Annotated in this window: 21 protein-coding genes; 16 read left to right on the top strand and 5 right to left on the bottom strand. The window is 40.3% G+C overall.

Annotated features, from left to right (window positions below; genetic code table 11):
- Positions 1 to 23 precede the first annotated feature (23 nt).
- Both H8B21_RS07175 and obgE read left to right on the top strand, forming a co-directional pair.
- Positions 24 to 593: an adenylate kinase gene (locus tag H8B21_RS07175; protein WP_190313128.1), complete on the top strand. Its 570-nt coding sequence runs from the start codon at positions 24 to 26 to the stop codon at positions 591 to 593.
- A gap of 30 nt (positions 594 to 623) precedes the next feature.
- A complete protein-coding gene (obgE, locus tag H8B21_RS07170) occupies positions 624 to 1,622 on the top strand; it encodes a GTPase ObgE (RefSeq protein ID WP_190313127.1) in 999 nt (332 codons plus the stop codon).
- Between the two features lie 5 nt (positions 1,623 to 1,627).
- On the opposite strand, the gene H8B21_RS07165 is transcribed toward obgE, so the two are convergent.
- Positions 1,628 to 2,239, bottom strand: a complete 612-nt coding sequence (locus tag H8B21_RS07165; protein WP_190313126.1) for a hypothetical protein — start codon at positions 2,237 to 2,239, stop codon at positions 1,628 to 1,630.
- Positions 2,240 to 2,287: 48 nt separating this feature from the next.
- Positions 2,288 to 3,103: a 3-methyl-2-oxobutanoate hydroxymethyltransferase gene (panB, locus tag H8B21_RS07160; RefSeq protein ID WP_190313125.1), complete on the bottom strand. Its 816-nt coding sequence runs from the start codon at positions 3,101 to 3,103 to the stop codon at positions 2,288 to 2,290.
- 81 nt (positions 3,104 to 3,184) lie between these two features.
- Here panB and H8B21_RS07155 point away from each other — a divergent pair, with 81 nt between their 5' ends.
- The 5 genes from H8B21_RS07155 to H8B21_RS07135 are packed head-to-tail and all read left to right on the top strand — an operon-like array spanning position 3,185 to position 6,785.
- A complete protein-coding gene (locus H8B21_RS07155) occupies positions 3,185 to 3,928 on the top strand; it encodes an RluA family pseudouridine synthase (protein ID WP_190313124.1) in 744 nt (247 codons plus the stop codon).
- A gap of 2 nt (positions 3,929 to 3,930) precedes the next feature.
- The gene (locus tag H8B21_RS07150; protein WP_190313123.1) at positions 3,931 to 4,536 is read left to right on the top strand and encodes a TlpA family protein disulfide reductase; all 606 of its coding nucleotides are present in this window, start codon (positions 3,931 to 3,933) and stop codon (positions 4,534 to 4,536) included.
- A 2-nt stretch (positions 4,537 to 4,538) separates the two neighbouring features.
- Positions 4,539 to 5,381 (top strand): orotidine-5'-phosphate decarboxylase, encoded by an 843-nt coding sequence (pyrF, locus tag H8B21_RS07145; protein WP_190313122.1) that lies wholly within the window; start codon positions 4,539 to 4,541, stop codon positions 5,379 to 5,381.
- Between the two features lie 32 nt (positions 5,382 to 5,413).
- Positions 5,414 to 6,175, top strand: coding sequence for a hypothetical protein (locus H8B21_RS07140; protein ID WP_190313121.1), 762 nt, complete (start codon positions 5,414 to 5,416; stop codon positions 6,173 to 6,175).
- A gap of 10 nt (positions 6,176 to 6,185) precedes the next feature.
- Complete coding sequence (locus H8B21_RS07135; RefSeq protein ID WP_190313120.1) at positions 6,186 to 6,785, top strand: hypothetical protein; 600 nt, start codon at positions 6,186 to 6,188, stop codon at positions 6,783 to 6,785.
- A gap of 416 nt (positions 6,786 to 7,201) precedes the next feature.
- Here H8B21_RS07135 and H8B21_RS07130 read toward each other — a convergent pair whose 3' ends face one another.
- Positions 7,202 to 8,302 carry an acyloxyacyl hydrolase gene (locus H8B21_RS07130; protein WP_190313119.1) on the bottom strand — a complete coding sequence of 367 codons (1,101 nt, stop codon included), beginning with the start codon at positions 8,300 to 8,302 and terminating at the stop codon, positions 7,202 to 7,204.
- Between the two features lie 253 nt (positions 8,303 to 8,555).
- Between H8B21_RS07130 and H8B21_RS07125 the strand changes: the two genes are divergently transcribed.
- The 9 genes from H8B21_RS07125 to H8B21_RS07085 all read left to right on the top strand — a co-directional run bounded on the left by H8B21_RS07125 (position 8,556) and on the right by H8B21_RS07085 (position 18,408).
- Positions 8,556 to 9,539 (top strand): formylglycine-generating enzyme family protein, encoded by a 984-nt coding sequence (locus H8B21_RS07125; protein ID WP_394366357.1) that lies wholly within the window; start codon positions 8,556 to 8,558, stop codon positions 9,537 to 9,539.
- A gap of 24 nt (positions 9,540 to 9,563) precedes the next feature.
- Entirely contained in the window at positions 9,564 to 10,877 is a 1,314-nt protein-coding gene (locus H8B21_RS07120; protein ID WP_190313118.1) for a Gfo/Idh/MocA family protein, read from the top strand.
- A gap of 33 nt (positions 10,878 to 10,910) precedes the next feature.
- On the top strand, positions 10,911 to 11,867 hold the full coding sequence (locus tag H8B21_RS07115; protein WP_190313117.1) for an FAD:protein FMN transferase: 957 nt from the start codon (positions 10,911 to 10,913) through the stop codon (positions 11,865 to 11,867).
- Positions 11,868 to 11,885: 18 nt separating this feature from the next.
- The gene (locus H8B21_RS07110) at positions 11,886 to 12,797 is read left to right on the top strand and encodes a hydroxypyruvate isomerase family protein (RefSeq protein WP_190313116.1); all 912 of its coding nucleotides are present in this window, start codon (positions 11,886 to 11,888) and stop codon (positions 12,795 to 12,797) included.
- Positions 12,798 to 12,856: 59 nt separating this feature from the next.
- Positions 12,857 to 14,101: an MFS transporter gene (locus H8B21_RS07105; RefSeq protein WP_190313115.1), complete on the top strand. Its 1,245-nt coding sequence runs from the start codon at positions 12,857 to 12,859 to the stop codon at positions 14,099 to 14,101.
- Positions 14,102 to 14,131: 30 nt separating this feature from the next.
- Complete coding sequence (locus H8B21_RS07100; RefSeq protein ID WP_190313114.1) at positions 14,132 to 15,814, top strand: GMC oxidoreductase; 1,683 nt, start codon at positions 14,132 to 14,134, stop codon at positions 15,812 to 15,814.
- 20 nt (positions 15,815 to 15,834) lie between these two features.
- On the top strand, positions 15,835 to 17,262 hold the full coding sequence (locus H8B21_RS07095; RefSeq protein ID WP_190313113.1) for a Gfo/Idh/MocA family protein: 1,428 nt from the start codon (positions 15,835 to 15,837) through the stop codon (positions 17,260 to 17,262).
- An 11-nt stretch (positions 17,263 to 17,273) separates the two neighbouring features.
- Entirely contained in the window at positions 17,274 to 17,903 is a 630-nt protein-coding gene (locus H8B21_RS07090) for a gluconate 2-dehydrogenase subunit 3 family protein (RefSeq protein ID WP_190313112.1), read from the top strand.
- A 238-nt stretch (positions 17,904 to 18,141) separates the two neighbouring features.
- Positions 18,142 to 18,408, top strand: a complete 267-nt coding sequence (locus H8B21_RS07085) for a hypothetical protein (RefSeq protein ID WP_190313111.1) — start codon at positions 18,142 to 18,144, stop codon at positions 18,406 to 18,408.
- 293 nt (positions 18,409 to 18,701) lie between these two features.
- Here the strand turns inward: H8B21_RS07085 and H8B21_RS07080 are convergent, their stop codons facing one another.
- On the bottom strand, positions 18,702 to 18,893 hold the full coding sequence (locus tag H8B21_RS07080) for a hypothetical protein (protein WP_380907006.1): 192 nt from the start codon (positions 18,891 to 18,893) through the stop codon (positions 18,702 to 18,704).
- A 130-nt stretch (positions 18,894 to 19,023) separates the two neighbouring features.
- Positions 19,024 to 20,358, bottom strand: coding sequence for an NADP-specific glutamate dehydrogenase (gene gdhA, locus H8B21_RS07075; RefSeq protein ID WP_190313109.1), 1,335 nt, complete (start codon positions 20,356 to 20,358; stop codon positions 19,024 to 19,026).
- Positions 20,359 to 20,453: the final 95 nt, after the last annotated feature.

Here is a 20,453-nt window from a genome sequence, read left to right as displayed (position 1 = left end):
TTTTGAACATAAAATAACAACTTATGCTAAACCTCGTCTTATTTGGTCCTCCCGGTGCAGGGAAAGGTACCCAATCAGAAAAACTCATTGAAAAATACCAATTAGTTCATATCTCCACAGGCGATATTTTTCGTGCTCATATCAAAGATCAAACAGCGTTGGGTCAGCAGGTGAGTCAAATCATTGCCGATGGTAATCTTGTTCCTGACTCCATCACTATTGCCATGCTGGAAGAGGAGATCAATAAAAATCCACAAGCCAAAGGATTTATTTTTGATGGGTTTCCCCGTACAGTGGCACAGGCTGAGGCTTTGGACAAATTTATGGAATCGATTAATGAGCGCATCACAGGTGTGCTGGCATTAGACGTAACCGAAGAAGAGTTGAAGCAGCGTATTGCGAAACGTCAAGAAATCTCTGGTCGTGCAGATGATGCTGCTGATAAGTTGACCAAACGTATCGAAGAATATTTTAATAAAACCATACACGTATTGCCGTATTATGAAGCACAGGGCAAATTGTCCAAAGTGAACGGTATTGGTGATATTGATACGATTTTCCAATCATTGACGGAAATTATTGATAAATATTAGTTCTCCAAAGTAAAAGTAATATAGCAGAATATGGCTCAGGGCTCAAATTTCGTGGATTATGTGAAGGTGTGTTGTCGCTCGGGTCATGGAGGAGCCGGCTCGGCCCACCTGCATCGGGATAAATTTACCGCCAAAGGTGGGCCAGATGGAGGTGATGGTGGCCGTGGTGGCCATATCATCCTAAAAGGTTCTTCACAGCACTGGACATTACTCCATTTAAAATATCGTAAGCATATTATTGCGGAAAATGGTGGGCCAGGATTAAGCGCGTTGCGTACAGGGGCAAACGGAAAAGATGAAATATTGGAAGTCCCTCTAGGAACGGTTGCTAAGGACGCCGAAACTGGTGAGATTCTGTTTGATATTACAGAAGATGGAGAAATTAAGATATTGACCCCTGGCGGGAAAGGTGGATTAGGCAATTGGCACTTTAAATCTGCTACACAGCAAACGCCGCGCTTTGCACAATCAGGTATGCCAGGAAAAGAGCAATGGATTATACTGGAATTGAAAGTATTGGCAGACGTTGGATTGGTCGGTTTCCCAAACGCCGGAAAATCGACGCTGTTATCTGTCGTGTCTGCCGCAAAACCCGAAATTGCAGATTACCCATTTACCACGCTTGTACCAAACCTCGGAATTGTCGGCTATCGTGACAACAGGTCATTTGTAATGGCAGATATTCCGGGAATTATCGAAGGCGCTTCACAGGGAAAGGGGTTGGGACACCGGTTCTTACGCCATATCGAGCGTAATGCTGTCCTATTATTTATGGTTCCGACGGATACCGACCGCAGCATTGCAGAAGAATACGAGATTTTATTAAATGAGTTGACTGCCTATAACCCGGAGCTCATGGATAAGCCACGTCTATTAGCCATTACAAAATCGGATATGCTCGATGATGAGCTTGAAACGGAGATGGCGGAAACATTACCAAAAGGAATCCCTTCGATATTCATTTCTTCCGTATCGGGAAAAAACATCCAACAGTTAAAAGATATGATCTGGCGGGCGATTAATGGTTGATAGCTTTAGATGATAGGGAATAATTTACTTTCTACCTCGATTTTAAAATTTTCATTGAGGTAAGTAAAAAAGAGCTTATTCACACTGTTGTCGTTTTGCTCGATTAAATAAGGAATAACAGCAGCGCCTTGCTTCAAACGGAGTTTGTAGTAACCAAATAGCGTATCCCGGTTTTTCTGAACCGATTTTATTTCGGATACGCTCACGACATCTCGCATTAAATTAAAAGACAAAGGTTGGTCTTTTATATAATCAACTAAGACTTCATATGTTTCTGGGTTAAAGTAAATGCGCTGATCCTTAGTAGACTTAATATGGTTTGTGTAAACAAAAAATTGACCTATAAGGTAAAGGCTTAACGGTATAAGTATCCAAAGGATCTTTATTTTCATTCCTAAAACTAGCGCAATCAAAAGGAGCAAAAAGCCTATTCCCACCGTACGCAACGTACTTTTCGTCACACGTCTGATAAGTTGAGGTGAAGTATCTATCAAGACGAAATGTTGACGCTGACTGGCTTTGACAATTGATGTAGTGCCTGCACTTGTCAACATAAATCTCCTGGCAATAAGATATACCAAAAGTCCGACTAAAGCGATAACAATGAATATTTTCATTTTTTAATTGATAGGGTTCATAAGGTTGTTTTGACCACTGATCACCAATTAATATTGTTCGGATTCATTGGGATAGTTCCCGGATTTCACGTCTTCAGCATATTTTGTCGCCGCTTCCACGATGCTGCTGTACATTTCCATGTAACGTCTTAAAAACTTCGGTTTAAAATCTTTGGTGAACCCAAGCATATCATTAACCACCAATACCTGTCCATCACATCCGTTTCCCGCACCGATACCAATAGTAGGGATCGAAAGCGATTCGCTGACTTCTGTAGCAAGTTTTGCCGGTATTTTTTCCAGAACAATAGCGAAGCAACCTACTTCTTGCAGTGCCAACGCGTCCGATTTCAGTTTTTCTGCTTCGGCTTCCTCTTGTGCGCGAACACCGAATGTACCGAATTTATTAATAGATTGCGGTGTAAGACCTAAATGTCCGCAGACAGGAATACCCGCATCGATAATTTTCTTGATATTATCCAAAATCTCGATACCACCTTCCAGTTTCAACGCGTGAACACCCGATTCCTTCATCATCCGAACAGCCGATTTGAAAGCATCTTCGGGTGTACCTTGATATTCACCGAAAGGAAGGTCAACCAATACCAACGCCCGCTTTGCACCTCTCGCCACTGCACTGGCGTGGTATATCATGTTATCCAATGTAATAGGCAACGTGGTTTCATATCCTGCGAATACATTTGCTGCCGAATCTCCTACCAATAAAACATCTATACCGGCTTCGTCCAATGCGCGTGCAGTAGAGTAATCATACGCCGTGAGCATACTAACTTTTTCACCATTTGCTTTCATCGCCAAAATGGTGTTCGTGGTTACTCGTTTGATTATTTTGTTTACTGACATTGCTTGTAGTTTGAAGAGACAAAGCTAATAAAAAGTTATAGAAGTCGAGGATGTTAAAGGTATTTCTGTATTTTTGCATTTATGCAAAAAAGCGACAATCGTTTATTTAAATTTCCGAAATTTCAAGATCTGATCATTTTTGAAGATGATGACCTCATCGTCATTAATAAGCCGCCGTTTGTAGCGTCTTTAGACAATAGGAGCGGAGATGAGGTCAATATCTTACGTCTTGCCAAAAAATATCACCAAGATGCTCAGGTGTGTCACCGCTTGGACAAAGATACCTCTGGTCTGCTCTTGTTGGCGAAAAACCCAGAGACATATCGTTTAGTTTCTATCGAATTCGAACGTAGACGCGTAGATAAAATATATCATGCGATTATCAGCGGTACGCATACATTTACAAATCTATTGGTGAATTTGCCTATTTTGAATCAGGGAAATAAAAATGTTTCCATCGATCGTGCCAATGGAAAACCCGCCGAAACTGTTTTTAATTCCATACAGTACTTTAGACATTTTACACTTGTTGAATGTAAACCGATTACTGGACGTATGCACCAGATCCGTATCCATTTGGCTACTCAGCGGGCGGCTATTGTGGGCGATGAGATGTATCGTGGTAAACCGGTTTATTTGTCCCAGATTAAAAAAAGAGGTTTTACGATGACGAAGGGAGAAGAGGAGCAACCGATTATGAAACGATTTGCTTTGCACGCGCATCAAATCCGCTTTTCCATTGAGGGAAAGGAATACAATTTTGAAGCACCATATCCGAAAGATTTTGCTACCTTGTTAAAATTACTGGAGAAGTTTGATTCGTAATAATGGATAAAAAGAAAGTTTGGAAAATAGTTAGTAACGTCATATTCGTGGGATTAATTATTTTATTAATTCTACCTGTGGGACGCACTTGGATACAACAAGGATTGATGAAGATCGGCTTATTTAAGCCTAAATTGGAAAGACCGAAAGAAATGCCTGCCCAGACTTCGGAAGTTGAGGGGTCGTCGGGAAGCAATTATGCCGGGATTGCCTTTTCCGATGATAACGGAGAAGTAGTAAATATACCGGATTTAAAAGGAAAGGTTGTTTTCTTGAATTTTTGGGCTACTTGGTGCCCACCTTGCAAAGCGGAAATGCCCTCTATCCAGGTGTTGAAAGATAAATTTAAAAACAATGATCAAGTGGCTTTCCTCATCGTCGAAATCGAAGGTGCAAAGGAAAAAGCACGCGATTTTATGCAACAAGGCAATATGGATTTACCTATTTATTATCCGGAAAGCCAAATTCCAAGCGAATGGCTAGGGGGAGCTATTCCAACGACGGTCATTTTGGATAAAACAGGAAAGATTGCTGCACAACATGAAGGTATGGCGGATTATTCCCGTGCCGAGGTGTCCGACTTTATTACAGAATTAATCCATCAATAAGCATGACCAGAGCAGCGTTAGTTCACCAAATAAAAACAAAAAAAAGCTTTTTGTGTGTAGGATTGGATACAGATATAGCCAAGATACCTGCACACCTGCTGGACGATGAAGATCCGATATTTTCTTTTAATAAAGCAATTATCGAAGCAACGGAGGATCTCTGTGTAGCCTATAAACCTAATATCGCCTTTTATGAATGTTACGGTGCAAAGGGATGGCAATCGTTACAAAAAACATGGAAAATCTTGCCCAAAAACTGTCTGAGCATTGCCGATGCTAAACGAGGTGATATTGGTAATACTTCTACCAGGTATGCAAAGGCATTTTTTGATCAAGAAGTATCGGGTTTAGGGTTTGACGCGATTACGATAGCACCGTATATGGGACATGATTCTGTAATTCCGTTTTTAGAAATTCCCGATAAATGGTCTATTGTTTTAGCACTGACATCGAATCCGGGAAGTAAGGATTTTCAGAACTTCGCCAACCCCAACGGCACAGAACTGTTTGAATACGTATTGGAAAAAGTAAAAGAATGGGGCACACCGGAAAATACGATGTTTGTAGTGGGAGCAACCCGTGGAGAGGGATTCTTGAAAGTGCGGCAACATGTTCCGGATCATTTTCTTCTGGTACCGGGTGTTGGTGCGCAAGGCGGCTCTCTACAGGAAGTTTGTCAATATGGTATGAATAAAGAATGTGGTTTGTTGGTAAACAGCACTCGCGGTATTATATATGCATCTGATGGAAAGGACTTTGCGGAACGTGCACGAGAGGAAGCTTTAAAACTACAAAAGGAGATGCAGGTAGAATTAGAACGAGCAGAAATAATTTTGGCACAATAATTACTTGTTGCTAGAGCATAAGAACAGCACTTATGTACATACGATTTGTATACTTTATCATCTTATCGCTCGCATTGTTTTTCGCTTCCTGTAGCTCAATGTATATGCCCAATGTGCCTGCAACACCAATGTTTCAAGGGAAAGGAGAGGTGCATGCGGCTGCCCATGTTAATATTAAAGGGAATTTAAGTGGAAATGTAGGTGTCGCTGTAGGTAACCATATAGCCATTATAGCAAATGGATCCTACGTTGATCAAGGTGGTAACAACAATAAAAATGAGCTATTTAAGCAACATCTGATAGAGGGTGGTCTTGGTTATTTTACCCGAATCGGTAAGAAAAAAAGACAGGTACTCGAAATATATGCGGGTTACGGTATCGGGTCTTCAACAGAAGTTGACCGTCGGGCTTCTACAACAGGCATGATGCCCGTGGAAACAAGAGTGATGGATTTTGATAAAATTTTTGTTCAAGTAAATTACTCCTCCACACGGAGACAGAAACTAAATCTATTTGGCAAACCACGCGAGTTAAATTATGGTACGGCTATCCGTGCCAGTAGGGTGGCTATGCAAGATTTTACAATTAACGATTTAGCCAGTCCAACAGAAGAAGCATTATTTATCGAACCTCTTTTTTATACACGCATGGAGTTGAATAGAGGTTTTCAGATACAGTATACAAATGGCTTTAACTTTAATGTGGTGGACAACACTTATTTAAAAGCAGGAAATGCTGTATTTACTTTAGGATTGACATATAATTTTGGTGGAAAAAGGAATAAGGGAAAATAATAAATTAGATATGAAAAGAAGAAATATCAATATTCTATGCGTGATGTTCATAGGATTATTATTGAGTGGTTGTGCTATTAATAAACAACAGATAGATGCACTTGCCAAATTCAATTACACAGTGGAATCGATGCAAGATATTCGTTTAGCAGGTAGAGACATGGATAGTTATACCGGAAAGGACGGAGTGAATTTAAGCTCCCTGCCAGGGATAGCCATGGCTATGTTACGTCAAGATTTGCCTCTAGAAGCGCAAATAAATATGAAAGTTACTAATCCCACGACGACGACAACAAAAATCAATTCCTTTAAATATTTAATTGAAATTCAAGGAAAGCCGCTTTTTGAAGGGACAGTGAACGAAAATCTTCATTTGGCAACCGGCGAGAGTACCGTCGTGCCCTTAACCTTTAAGGCGAACATCTTTGGTACCGCAAAAGAAAAAGGAGTAGAAAATGTGTTAAATGAGCTTTTCACTAGAAAAGGAGAAGGTTTTCTCGTCCTAAAAATAAAACCTTCTATTAAAATCGGGAATAGCAATATCTACTATCCGGGCTATATTACTGTCGATAGAAATCTGGCGAAAAGTATCGGAAAATTAGTTATGTAATTTTTTTTCTGTTCTTTTTTCCCACAAAAAAGAACCAAAAAGTTCGTCGCTTCGAATCTTTGAGGAGAGGGGACGTGCTAAGGATGAGTTCCTATATGCCTCAAAAATTCGGATGCGACCTTTTTAATGTTAAGAAAGGGATAGTACAGTACGTAATATCTCCGCAATTATTAATTGATGGTGACTTTGCGAACCAAAACGACATAGCACTGTTCCGCGGCCAGCTTTACGAAGACTATTCCGTTAAAAACAGAATACTGTCTGAGCGCCAGCGAGTTTATTCTGTTTAGGAATAGGCAATTAAAGGTAGCGGAACCTTGCAAGTCTTGATTATGGATTCGTGTTTATTTTAGCATCCATGAGCTCACTTCGTTCGGTTTTTGTCTCCTTTTTTATCAAGAAAAAAGGAGAAGAAGTTAATCCCTATTAAACGTATACCCAACTGTCCATTCGATAAAATCAGCCTTCCCTTTATGGGCTTTGATAGAAATACCAGCGTTAAAGTCTTTATATATGTAATACCGTGCGCCTGCCCTTAAGAAAACACGGTTTATTTCCCCGTTGAAATATCGTTTATGGATATAATACCCCACATTTCCATTCAATACAAGATTGCGGTTTAATACGTGTACTAAATAAAAAGACGGCCCGCCCGATAATTTAGCACTTAATTTGCCGCTATCTTCACCTGCAATTTCATCGTAGTTGCCCGAAGCAGAATAGAATAAATCGAGACCACCGCCCATTCTCCATTTATGTGATACGTGCTTGCTGGCGTAAGCGCTTAATGTAGTCTTTAAAAAACGTTCATCCTTATCTTTGTCCAACTGCTTCCAGCCTGCACCATAATTGATGTGGTACTGTATTTTGTTGTTATAGGGTTCGATATTGCTCCTGTCGGGAAGAACGGTCTGTCCATGGGGTTGGTACGTTATCGACGCTGTTAACGGTACCAGATTAACGCCTTTGTTGGGTAATCGAAGAGCTCCATTGGAAAAGTGATGGTAGGCCAGGCCAAGCCCTACACGCCAGTTCGGATTGATTTTATATTGACTTCGTATACCAAAATCAATAAAAACATTATTTTTTGCACCAATGACAACATTCAACGGATTGGATTCCGGATCGTAGGGTCTAAAGTTACCCGAGATACCGAGCCCTATGCGATAATCGAAACCCCAACGCTTGTTCCTTAAATTTCCGAATGGGGATTGTACAAATCCATATATGGCATAAGGACTTCCTATAATATCGGTGTTAAATGTACTACTATAAAATCCTACTCCGTATATAGGATTGTTGTATAGTGTAAAATATTGGTCGTCTGATTTTTGTATTTTCCAGCCGATTTTTAAATTAAGGCCATTATAATAAGCACTTTCAAAAGTAGTGCGTCGTATATCCTTTGCTGCCAATATTCCACCATTTTCGATCTCCAACTCTATAATGAGCGGGTTCTTTACAGGTTGTTCAAATGAAATAGAATCTATTTGTGCACAAAGATGTAAAGTAGTCATTATTAAAACCGAAGTAAAAAATACTTTTTTCAATAGCGTCTTCTAAAAAGTAATAAAATTTTGCTGCCAAAGATATTATTTTTTTTTGGTGTTATAACGCACGCGTTATTCCTGAATTAGAGATATTTTAGAACTATTAGGAGAGCCTGCACAAGCTGTATTTTTTTGTAACTTGATTGTTGGAAAAAGGACTTAGTGTATTTTTTACAATATTATTCCTATATTTAGTTCCGATTTATAAAAATCTAGATTAATGACAATGCAAATTGTAAAGAACGGTGTGTTTATTTTTACGTTCATGGTGGCTAACCTCCTTTCAAAAGCACAGGAAAAGCACGAACGTTACATACAGAAAATAGAAGGAACAAGCTTGGAGTTTTCCATGGAGGCAATTCCTGGTGGTACATTTCTTATGGGGAGTGATAAATCCGCTAAAGAGGATGAAAAACCTGTACATCAAGTGGAACTTGATCCGTTTTGGATGGGAACTTATGAAGTCACCTGGGATCTATATGAACCTTTTGTATACAAAGACTTAGAGCAAACTATTGCGCTAGATGGTAAAATTTCATCTGAAGTAGATGCTGTTACGCGTCCTACAAAACCTTATTTGGACATGACTTTCGGCATGGGTAAGGAAGGGCATCCAGCATTAGCGATGACGCATTATAATGCTATCCAGTTTTGTAAATGGCTTTATACACGTACAGGTGTATTCTATCGCTTACCCACGGAAGCAGAGTGGGAATATGCTTGTCGTGCGGAATCCACATCGGAATATTTTTTTGGTGATGATGCTGCACAGTTAGACGAATATGCTTGGTTTACAGAAAATAGCGACAAAAAAACTGCTCCAGTCGGGAAGAAAAAACCTAATGCCTGGGGATTATATGACATGATAGGAAATGTAGCTGAATGGACATTCGACCAATATATAGCTGATTATTACAAGCAGTTTGAGGGTAAAACAGCTAAAAATCCGGTTGCTGTACCGACAGAGCTTTATCCGCATAGTGTTAGAGGCGGTTCCTTCGACAGCGAGGCTGACGAACTTCGATCAGCAGCTCGAATGGCATCGGATCCTATATGGAAGCAGTTAGATCCACAGATTCCAAAATCTAATTGGTGGTTTCCTGAAGCACCATTTGTTGGGCTACGTCTTGTTCGCCCAGTAAATCCCCCTTCACAAGAAGAGATTAAGGCTTATTACAATCAAGAGCCGATAAAAGACTTTTAATAATAAATTATAATACCTAAACTAATGCAACATTTTAAAAGGAGAGATTTTATTAAAGCAGGGTCGGCTCTATCAGGAGCGGCCGTATTGTCGTCCATGCCGGTATCCGATGTGTTTGCTGCTGGAAGCGATGTTATCAAGATTGCATTGATCGGTTGTGGTGGACGTGGTACTGGTGCTACCTTTGACGCTTTTGCTTCTGGGCAAAACATTAAACTGGTCGCTATGGCAGACGCCTTTCAAGATAATTTGGAAAAGACCTATCAAACCATAAAGGAAAAGTTTGGTGATAAAGTGGACGTGCCAGATAGTCGTAAGTATGTTGGTTTTGATGGCTATAAGGCAGCCATCAAGGATGCCGACGTGGTATTGCTGACTACACCTCCGGGATTTCGCCCCATACACTTTGAAGAGGCAGTAAAGGCTGGTAAGCATGTCTTTATGGAGAAACCCGTTGCCGTAGATATCCCGGGCATAAGAAAGGTGCTTGCGGCAGCCGAAGAAGCCAAAAGGAAAAAATTAAATGTAGTCGTCGGTTTACAGCGGCGCTATCAGACAAATTATCGAGAAGCCATCAAACGTATACAGGATGGCGCCATCGGTGATGTTGTTTCCGGACAGGTTTACTGGAATAGTGGAGGGGTATGGGTTCGTCCACGCAAACCAGAACAAACTGAGATGGAATACCAAATGCGAAATTGGTTTTATTTTAATTGGCTTTGTGGCGACCATATTGTCGAACAACATGTACATAACATTGATATCGCCAATTGGGTAAAAGGAAGGTATCCTGTTTCTATTCAAGGTACAGGAAGTAGGGCTCATCGTACAGGTAAGGATTATGGCGAAATTTATGACAACTTTGCCATCGAGCTTACCTACGATGATGGTTCGGTGGTATACAGCCAGTGTAGACATTTTGAAGGTGTGTCCAATCGCGTAGACGAAACTTTTCAGGCGACAAACGGTCGTGCTTATCTTTCAGCGGGTAACCAAGCGGTGTTATGGGATGCAAAGGGAAACGAAATATACCGTCATGATCCTAAAGGGAATCCAAATGCTTACCGACAGGAACATAAAGAGCTTTTTGCGGCGATAGCAAAAAACGAATACGCTTTTGACGATACGCAGCATGGGGCGTATAGTACACTCACCGGTATCATTGGTCGTATAGCTTGTTATACAGGCAAGGTAATCAAATGGGATGAAGCTATGACTTCAACGGTCGATTTATCTCCTAACGTTTACGCCTGGGATGCATTGCCTAAAATCGTTCCGAATGAAGATGGAGAATACCCTTATGCTATTCCTGGAAAAAACACGGAACTTTATATTTAAAACGTGTTGAGGAATGTGTTTATATTGTGTTTAATGACCTTAGGTTGTTTTGCTCATGGCCAGCAACCTAAATTTATTATTGATGGGCAGGCGCAGGGTACGTCTTACAGGATTCAATACTATGCACCAAATTCTATCGTTTCTAAAATAGAGATAGATAGTGTGCTGAACGTTATTGACCGGTCAATGTCGCTGTATGACAAACAATCGCTCATATCGAATTTTAATGAGGCGGATAAAAGTATAGTGTTGGATGACCATATGGTAAATGTAGTGAGGCGTTCGATTGATTTAAACCGTATATCAAATGGGATTTTTGACATCACCGTGATGCCTCTTGTAGGATTGTGGGGATTTGGCCCCGATCGTATCAATGCATTTCCTCAACCGGAGACAATCGACAGCATATTGCAGTTTGTAGGTATGGATAAACTTGTCTTAGATGGTAATATACTAATTAAGAAAGATAAAAGAGTACAGGTAGATTTAAACGGAATAGCACAGGGGTATTCCGTGGATGTTATTTCTCAATTCATGGATAGCAGGGGTATTAGGAGCTATTTGGTTGAGTTAGGTGGAGAAATAAAAGTAAAAGGATATAAGGACGTTAACGTTCCTTTTGAAATTGCCATCGAAAGTCCGCAGAATGGAAAGTATTCGAATGTTATACTGCAATTGACGGATAAGGGGGTCACTACATCTGGGAATTATAGACGAGCATTTGACCTGGAAGGGCGTCGTATCCACCATCATATCAATCCACATGACGGTTATCCCGTACAGAATAATGTCGCCAGTGTAACGGTTATAGCACCCACCGCGATGGATGCTGATGGTTATGACAACGTATTTATGGCGATGACGCCGGAAGAAGGTGTAAATTTAGCAAATAGACTAGACGATATCGAAGTCTATATTATTTATAAGGATAACGACCGGTTTAAAGAAGCTTTTTCAGCGGGTTTTTACCAGTATGTAAAAAATAATTAACCGATTAAATTTAATATAATGAAACGAGCAGATTTTATAAAAAGTGGTGCAGCGTTTATTGGTAGTACAGCTATTTTAGGTAATGAAATTATGGCAGCAACGAAACAGAATAAAGAAGGGGCGACCTTTCAACTAGATTATGCCCCACATCAAGGTATGTTTTCGGCTACAGCGGGTAAAAACTTTGTGGACGAAATCAAGTACATGCACGAATTGGGTTTCCGTAGTATCGAAGACAATGGTTTGCCAACCCGGCCGGTAGAAGAACAGGTTAAGGTGGGAGAGACCTTGGCAAAATTAGGTATGCGCATGGGCGTGTTTGTAGTACCAAAAGGTGGAAACGGAGCCAACACCTTGGCAGCGGGCAAACAGGAACATATTGATATTTTCTTGAACGGATGTAAGCAATCTGTGGAAGTCGCAAAACGTGTCAATGCCAAATGGGTAACAGTTGTTCCGGGAGATTATCAACGTAATTTACCTATAGGTGTGCAAACGGCTAACGTGATCGAGGGTTTAAAACGTGGTGCCGAAATTTTTGAACCACATGGTATTACGATGGTATTGGAACCATTGAGCGATACGCCAGACTTATTTCTTCGTTACACGGATCAAACATACGAGATCTGTAAGGCGGTAGGAAGTCCATCTTGTAAGATCTTATATGATGCATATCACCAACAAAAAAATGAAGGTAATCTCATCAACCTTATGAATATGTGTTGGAGTGAAATTGCTTATATCCAAGTAGGAGATAACCCCGGAAGAAAAGAACCCACGACAGGAGAGATAAATTATAAAAATGTATTTAAGTGGCTGAAAGAAAAGGGGTATACAGGTATTGTAGGGATGGAGCATGGCATGTCAAAATCTGGTGTAGAGGGTGAAAAAGCATTGGTCAACGCTTATCGAGAAGTCGACAATTTTTAAGCGTATTATATAATATAAAGGAGAAGTAATATATTTATACAAAATAAACCTATTATCAGATGTCAACATCCATAAGATTTAAACTATCTTTTATGATGTTCCTCGAATTTTTTATTTGGGGAGCATGGTTCGTAACATTGGGAACGTTCTTGATCCAAAACTTACAAGCCGAACCATTTCAGATTTCCAATGTATTTTCAACGCAGTCCCTGGGTGCCATTATTGCACCTTTCATTATTGGTATGATTGCGGATCGGTATTTTAATGCGGAAAGAATTCTGGCTATATTACATTTAATTGGTGCATTGTTGATGTTCCAAATGTATAAGGCGACCGATATTGCTACGTTTTATCCGTACGTTTTGGCATATATGATCCTTTATATGCCTACTTTGGCATTGGTAAACTCGGTTTCTTTCCGGCAACTAACAAATCCAGAAACTCAATTTTCAAGCATTCGGGTTTGGGGTACAATCGGGTGGATTATAGCTGGTTTGGCTATTAGTTTCCTTTTTCGATGGGATTCACCCGAAGGTGCGCAAGAAGGTGCCTTGCGGAATACGTTTTTAATGGCAGGTATCGCTTCTGCGGTTTTGGGCTTATTCTCGTTCACTTTACCTAAAACACCTCCGATAAAAGTAGATTCGGCAGATAAACCGTCATTCGCCTCTATTATTGGGTTAGATGCTATAAAACTATTGAAAGATAGAAACTTTTTAATTTTCTTTATTTCTTCTATCTTGATATGTATACCCTTAGCTTTTTATTATTCCAACGCCAACCCGTTTTTAGTTGAAATCGGTTTATCAAACGCGACAGGAAAAATGGCTATCGGACAAGTTTCAGAAGCAGTATTCCTATTGTTGCTTCCCGTGTTATTTGTCCGTTTCGGTTTTAAGAAGACGATCCTCATCGGTATGTTGGCTTGGGTCGTACGCTATCTCTTATTTGCATATGGAAATGCCGGTGATTTGTCATTCATGTTAATTATCGGTATAGCTTTACATGGAATATGTTACGATTTCTTCTTTGTTTCAGGACAAATTTATACAGATAGTAAAGCGGGAGTAAAATATAAAAGTGCTGCCCAAGGATTAATTACATTGGCAACTTATGGTGTGGGGCAGCTAATAGGTTTTTGGGTTGCCGGCTTTATCGGAGACAAATACCAGAGCATAAAGGAAACCGATGTAGCGGCCTTCTGGCAACAGACATGGATTGTGCCAGCTGGTATCGCGTTTGTTGTCATGATTTTATTCATGATTTTATTTAAAAATGAAAAGATAGAGAGTAAAACAGTATAAAAACAAACAAATTAAAAAAATAGAAAAGGTATGGCAGATAATGTTTATGATGCAATTGTCATCGGATCAGGCATCAGTGGTGGTTGGGCTGCGAAAGAACTTACGGAGAAAGGGCTGAAAACCATTATGCTGGAACGCGGAAGAAACGTTGAGCATATAAAAGACTACCACGCAAATAAGAATACTTGGGAATATCCGCATAGAGGAGGGCGTACCAAGCAAATGGAAGAAGATTATCCTGTATTGAAACGAGATTACCCATTGAATGAAAGAAATCTTGACTTTTGGGTAAATGAAAAAGAGAGTCCCTATACGGAAGTTAAGCGGTTTGATTGGTATCGCGGCTATCATGTAGGAGGACGTTCCCTTATGTGGGGGCGCCAGAGTTATCGTTTTTCTGATTTAGATTTTGAAGCAAACGTAAAAGATGGGCATGGTACAGATTGGCCCATTCGGTATGCTGATATCGCCCCATGGTATAGCTATGCGGAGAAATGGGCAGGTATTTCCGGTAACCGGGATGGTTTAGATGTATTGCCAGATGGTGATTTCCTGCCTCCCATGGATTTTAATATCGTAGAGAAAGATCTAGCTGCTCGTCTGCAGAAAGAATATGGTGGTAAACGCCATTTTATTATGGGACGTACGGCTAATATAACCCAACCTCATACCGGCCGTGTTAACTGTCAATATCAAAACCAGTGTTGGTTGGGATGTAACTTCGGTGCTTATTTCAGCACGCAGTCTTCGACATTGCCGCCGGCGATGGCAACGGGTAACTTAACACTCCGTCCGTTCTCTATCGTAACACGTATCCTATATGATAAGGATACTCAAAAAGCGACAGGAGTAGAAATTGTTGATGCGGAGACAAACAAAACGTATGAGTTCCATGCAAAAGTTATCTTCGTATGTGCCTCGGCATTTAATTCGACGTGGGTATTGATGAATTCAGCTACCGATGTTTGGGAAGGTGGTCTAGGAAGTAGCTCCGGCGAGCTTGGTCATAATGCAATGGATCACCATTTCCGTTGCGGAGCAAGTGGTACGGTAGAAGGATACGACGACAAATATATTTTTGGACGTCGTCCTACAGGATTGTACGTACCTCGTTTTGTGAACGTACCGGGTGATGATAAGAAACGCGATTACGTTCGCGGATTTGGCTATCAAGGAGCTGCTAGCCGAGGAAGATGGTCCGGTGAGATTGCCGAAATGAGTGTTGGTGGCGATTGGAAAGATGCGATGCTGGAACCAGGTAACTGGAGTATTGGCTTCGGTGCGTTTGGAGAGATATTGCCGTATCACGAGAACAGAATCTTCCTAGATAAGGATAAGAAAGATAAGTGGGGGTTACCGGTATTGGCAATGGATATGGAGATCAAGGACAACGAGTTAAAAATGCGTCCGGATATGATGGAGGAGATGAAAGAAATGTTGGAGAAAGTCGGTGTTAAAAATGTTAGGACTTATGATAACACCTATGGCTTTGGTCAAGGAATTCACGAAATGGGAACGGCCCGTATGGGAACGGATCCTAAAAATTCTGTGTTAAACAAGCACAATCAGGTTTGGGATGCGAAGAACGTCTTCGTAACGGACGGTGCGGCAATGACATCAGGTGCTTGTGTGAACCCATCATTGACCTATATGGCTTTAACGGCGCGTGCTGTGGATTTTGCTGTTAACGAGCTTAAAAAAGGGAATCTATAACAGGCTTAAAGTAATAAATCATGAAAGAAACAAATAGTTCAAGGAGGAATTTCATAAAAAATGCTGCTTTGGCAGCAGCGGGCTTTATGATCGTTCCTCGTCATGTACTTGGCGGAAAAGGATTTGTAGCGCCAAGCGATAAATTATCTATCGCTGGAATAGGTGTCGGAGGCAAAGGTTACGGTGACATTATGTCTTTTCACAAAAGTGGGAAAGCAGAGATCGCTTTTTTATGTGATGTAGACGACCGTCGTGCGGCCGGAGCGGTGAAAAACTTTCCGAAAGCAAAATATTATAGAGATTATCGGGAGATGTTGGACAAGGAGCACAAGCATATAGACGCTGTTTCTATTTCTTCTCCAGACCATAATCATGCTATCCAAACCTTAGCTGCGATGGAATTGGGTAAGCATGTCTACGTACAAAAACCGTTGACACATGATGTTTGGGAAGCGCGCGTGCTAACAGATGCTGCAAAAAAATATAAGGTCGTGACACAAATGGGAAACCAAGGAGCATCTAACGATGGCCCTCGGGAAATCAGGGAATGGTATGAGGCCGGCCTGATAGGCGATGTGCATACCATTTACTGCTGGACTGACAGACCGGTATGGCCTTCAGGGATTCCATGGCCAACCCAAACCGCTCCTGTGCCAAATGAGCTGGATTGGGATCTTTGGTTAGGAACAGCTCCGTATAAAGATTATATCGAAAAACTGGTGCCATTCAACTGGCGTGGCTGGTGGGATTACGGAACGGGAGCATTAGGTGATATGGGATGTCATCTTTTGGAAGTACCTTTTAGTACGTTAAATCTTCAATATGTACAGGACGTACAGGCTACTGTAGGTACAATATATGTTGACGAATTTAAACGGGGTTATTTCCCTGAAAGCTGCCCGCCGTCGAGCCACGTTACAATGACTTTCCCCAAAACCGAAAAAACAAATGGACCAGTTACCTTGCATTGGATGGATGGCGGTATACAACCCGCTCGTCCAGACGAATTGGAACCTAATGAAGTTTTCGGTGATGGCGGTAATGGTATTTTATTTGTCGGAACAAAAGGAAAGTTATTGGCTGATACCTATGGCGATAACGCTCGATTGCTTCCTACTACCCGCAAAGAAAGTGTAGAACAGAAATACGCACGTGTTCCGGGTAAAGCAAGTGGCCACTATGCACAGTGGGTAGAAGCTTGTATCGCTGGATATGGAAATATGGAAGTCAGTGCACCGTTTGAAATTTCAGGTCCGCTTACGGAGGCTATTCTAATGGCGAACTTGGCGATCCGCGGTGCGGATCTCCAGGTAGATAAGAAGTTCCCGGGCAGAAACCTCAAGTTATTATGGGACAAGGACGAAATGAAGGTAACCAACTTTGACATCGTAAATCAGTTTGTGAAACGGGAATATCGTCAAGGATGGGAGATAAATTATAGTATTTAATCTTAAAGAAAATGAATAGAAGAGAAGCAATTCAACGTGTGGCGATGCTTATCGGTGGCTCTGTTATAGGAGCTAACTTATTCTTAGAAGGATGTACAAGACCTGCTTCTAAGGATGTCGCGGTATTGTTCGAAGAAGATAAGATGAATTTTTTAGGTGATCTTGCTGAAGCAATTTTGCCTAAAACGTCAACACCCGGTGCCAAGGAAGCTGGCGTGGGCGAATTTATTCCGGTAATGATCCGTGACTGCTACGATCCGCAAGACCAGAAAGCGTTCCTAGAAGGTTTAGATGGCGTAGACGATAGAGCGAAAAAGGAATTTGGTAAAAAATTCCAAGAACTATCAAAAGAGGAACAATTGCAGTATGTCAATATGTTGGATAAAGAAGCCAAAGAATTTCAAAAAGAAAGAGGCGAGAAGCAAAGGAAATTGAACGAAGACGCTGAGAAAAGTGGAAAGAATGCAAGCGAAGTTGAACAGCTTCCAAACCATTTCTTCCACATGTTAAAACAATTAACATTGACGGGATTCTTTACTTCAGAAGTCGGCATGACGAAGGCATTACGTTATGTTAAGATTCCAGGAAAATACGATGGCAACTATCCTTATAAAAAAGGAGACAGAGCATTTGCATCTTAAAAAAGCGTATTTCTATACAACTGTGAATTTGCAAAAGCATCCAAACAGGATTAACCTTGTTTGGATGCTTTTTTATAAATAGATTTTATAAATAGATAACAGTTGCAAATAAATGTTAAAAACCAAGCAATAATGTAAAGAATTTGTTGTTATGTATAAAACGTCAAAGTCAAATATTTATATTTAATAGTGCGTAAGAGAATTCTTGACTGATTACATAAAAACAAAATAATAGCATATGAGTATACAAATTATAGAAAAGGAACGTATTGGTGAATATAAGATTGTGCCTGCAGAGGTGGACAATACAGCTGCATTGTATGGCAAATTACGCTCCGCACAGCGTTTAGGAAATGAGTTTAAATCTAAAACGACCATTGTGTTCCAAACGGAGGACGGCCCAAAGCGTATCGAAACAACAGTTTGGTCGTTGACCGAACGATATATCCAAATAAAAAATGGGATCCTTATCCCCTTAAAATCAATTATCAAGGTTGACTTTTAGAAAATAAACGGTCGGCAAGAAACCCACAATCTACCGACCGATATTTTTTATTTTTGTTCCGTTTCTCTCTAATACAATCTTTCATCTCCACTTTTGTGCCAAATATTATTTTGTCATACAAATTAATTCATTGAAAATCATTATATTGTATGTTTTATATAAACTTACTGTTTGTAGGATGGCAAGAAATATTTGAAAGGAGGCGCATCTGATGCCAAATTTTATTTTGTTTTAGATTTTTTAAAAACGTATCGTTTTGTTTATCAGTGGTATACATTATTTATTGGAATAAATTATTCATATCTTTCATAGGCATCAAAAAAGGTTTTACGCATGTGTTTAAATTGCATGATTACTTGATTGATAAATTCCTCATCTAAAAGTTCAAATACACCGTTAACACCGCCGATAATATCCGTTTCCGCTAATTTATAAGATTGCTCAAGAACACCCTGTTCGAACTTGATGATGAACTTCTGGTTCATTGAAAAAATCGTTATTTTGCAATCAGGATGGGGGAGTTCTGCAACTGTTCTCATATAATAAAATTAGATAAAAATAAAGCTCCACAATATTATAGATTGTGGAGCTTTCGAATTTACGTGAAATTGAGGATTAAACCAACCCCTGTGCTTTCATGGCAACGCCTACTTTAATAAAGCCACCAATATTTGCACCTTTTAAGTAGTTGATATATCCATCTTCTTCTTTTCCATATTTAAGACAAGTCTTATGGATATTATTCATAATGCCCTTCAATCGGGTATCTACTTTTTCAGCATTCCATTGTTGCCCGATCCAATTTTGCGACATTTCGAGACCAGAAACTGCTACGCCACCTGCATTCGCGGCCTTACCAGGGGCAAAATGGATTTTTGCTTTATGGAATATTTTAATCGCTTCTGCCGTAGAGGGCATGTTAGCGCCCTCCGCGACACATACACAACCCTGTTTAACAAGCATCTTGGCATCTTCATTATCCAGCTCATTTTGCGTGGCGCATGGCAGGGCAATATCGCATTTAAGATGCCAAGGCTTTTTATTTGCATGAAAAGTTGCAGCCTTAAATTTTTGCGGATATTTTGATAATTCACGCCCTAATGTTCCAACATACGATAATTTCTCGAGAGTTAATCCCTCGGGGTCATGTAGTGTTCCAGTACTATTTGACAAAGAAATCACTTTTGCACCTAGATGTATCGCTTTTTCAGCCGCATAATACGCGACATTTCCTGCTCCGGATATGGCGATAGTCTTTCCTGCTATTTCTTCGTCAATATTTTCAAAGATACATTCTACAAAATAAAGCAGGCCGTACCCTGTTGCTTCCGGACGAATATAAGAGCCGCCCCAATGCTTTCCTTTTCCGGTCAATACACCCGTGAAATCGTTCTGGATGCGCTTATATTGACCAAACATGTAACCTACCTCACGTTCTCCTACGCCAATATCTCCTGCAGGAACATCTGTTTCTGCTCCAATATGGCGATATAACTCTGTCATGAAGCTTTGACAAAATCGCATAATCTCCATATTTGACTTGCCTTTTGGATCAAAGTCTGAACCACCTTTTCCACCGCCAAGTGGTATTCCTGTTAAGCTATTTTTGAATACTTGTTCAAAAGCTAAGAATTTAAGAATACTTAAGTTTACAGTGGGAGAGAAGCGAAGCCCTCCTTTATATGGCCCGATAGCACTGTTCATTTGCACGCGGTAACCCCGGTTCACCTGAACTTCATTTTTATCATTTAACCATGTTACACGAAAAGAAACAACGCGCTCTGGTTCGACGATACGCTCTAATATTTTTAAATCAATCCAAGTTGGATGTCGTTCATTGATGTACGGTATTAAATCTTCAGTAACTTCCGCGACAGCTTGTAAAAATTCTGGTTCGTTTGGATTTCTATCCTCAACGTATTTGATAAACTTTTTAAAGTTAAGTGACATTTGTTAGCAATTATGTTTTTTATATTCCCTCAGGTTGCTAATTTATTAAAATAATTGACAAATAGCGAATATTCTTTTAAAAAAGCTACTCATAA

Origin of the sequence: Sphingobacterium chuzhouense, assembly GCF_014692525.1 — a bacterium.
GTDB classification, from domain to species: domain Bacteria; phylum Bacteroidota; class Bacteroidia; order Sphingobacteriales; family Sphingobacteriaceae; genus Sphingobacterium; species Sphingobacterium chuzhouense.
The sequence above is the reverse complement of the archived record's forward strand: the minus strand, read 5'-3'. Positions and strand labels throughout refer to the sequence as shown.

Bases quoted from the DNA above. Each gene is read 5' to 3' on its own strand.
- H8B21_RS07175 (WP_190313128.1), top strand. From the start codon at position 24: ATGCTAAACCTCGTCTTATTTGGTCCTCCCGGTGCAGGGAAAGGTACC.
- obgE (WP_190313127.1), top strand. From the start codon at position 624: ATGGCTCAGGGCTCAAATTTCGTGGATTATGTGAAGGTGTGTTGTCGC.
- H8B21_RS07165 (WP_190313126.1), bottom strand. From the start codon at position 2,239: ATGAAAATATTCATTGTTATCGCTTTAGTCGGACTTTTGGTATATCTT.
- panB (WP_190313125.1), bottom strand. From the start codon at position 3,103: ATGTCAGTAAACAAAATAATCAAACGAGTAACCACGAACACCATTTTG.
- H8B21_RS07155 (WP_190313124.1), top strand. From the start codon at position 3,185: ATGCAAAAAAGCGACAATCGTTTATTTAAATTTCCGAAATTTCAAGAT.
- H8B21_RS07150 (WP_190313123.1), top strand. From the start codon at position 3,931: ATGGATAAAAAGAAAGTTTGGAAAATAGTTAGTAACGTCATATTCGTG.
- pyrF (WP_190313122.1), top strand. From the start codon at position 4,539: ATGACCAGAGCAGCGTTAGTTCACCAAATAAAAACAAAAAAAAGCTTT.
- H8B21_RS07140 (WP_190313121.1), top strand. From the start codon at position 5,414: ATGTACATACGATTTGTATACTTTATCATCTTATCGCTCGCATTGTTT.
- H8B21_RS07135 (WP_190313120.1), top strand. From the start codon at position 6,186: ATGAAAAGAAGAAATATCAATATTCTATGCGTGATGTTCATAGGATTA.
- H8B21_RS07130 (WP_190313119.1), bottom strand. From the start codon at position 8,302: ATGACTACTTTACATCTTTGTGCACAAATAGATTCTATTTCATTTGAA.
- H8B21_RS07125 (WP_394366357.1), top strand. From the start codon at position 8,556: ATGACAATGCAAATTGTAAAGAACGGTGTGTTTATTTTTACGTTCATG.
- H8B21_RS07120 (WP_190313118.1), top strand. From the start codon at position 9,564: ATGCAACATTTTAAAAGGAGAGATTTTATTAAAGCAGGGTCGGCTCTA.
- H8B21_RS07115 (WP_190313117.1), top strand. From the start codon at position 10,911: ATGACCTTAGGTTGTTTTGCTCATGGCCAGCAACCTAAATTTATTATT.
- H8B21_RS07110 (WP_190313116.1), top strand. From the start codon at position 11,886: ATGAAACGAGCAGATTTTATAAAAAGTGGTGCAGCGTTTATTGGTAGT.
- H8B21_RS07105 (WP_190313115.1), top strand. From the start codon at position 12,857: ATGTCAACATCCATAAGATTTAAACTATCTTTTATGATGTTCCTCGAA.
- H8B21_RS07100 (WP_190313114.1), top strand. From the start codon at position 14,132: ATGGCAGATAATGTTTATGATGCAATTGTCATCGGATCAGGCATCAGT.
- H8B21_RS07095 (WP_190313113.1), top strand. From the start codon at position 15,835: ATGAAAGAAACAAATAGTTCAAGGAGGAATTTCATAAAAAATGCTGCT.
- H8B21_RS07090 (WP_190313112.1), top strand. From the start codon at position 17,274: ATGAATAGAAGAGAAGCAATTCAACGTGTGGCGATGCTTATCGGTGGC.
- H8B21_RS07085 (WP_190313111.1), top strand. From the start codon at position 18,142: ATGAGTATACAAATTATAGAAAAGGAACGTATTGGTGAATATAAGATT.
- H8B21_RS07080 (WP_380907006.1), bottom strand. From the start codon at position 18,893: ATGAACCAGAAGTTCATCATCAAGTTCGAACAGGGTGTTCTTGAGCAA.
- gdhA (WP_190313109.1), bottom strand. From the start codon at position 20,358: ATGTCACTTAACTTTAAAAAGTTTATCAAATACGTTGAGGATAGAAAT.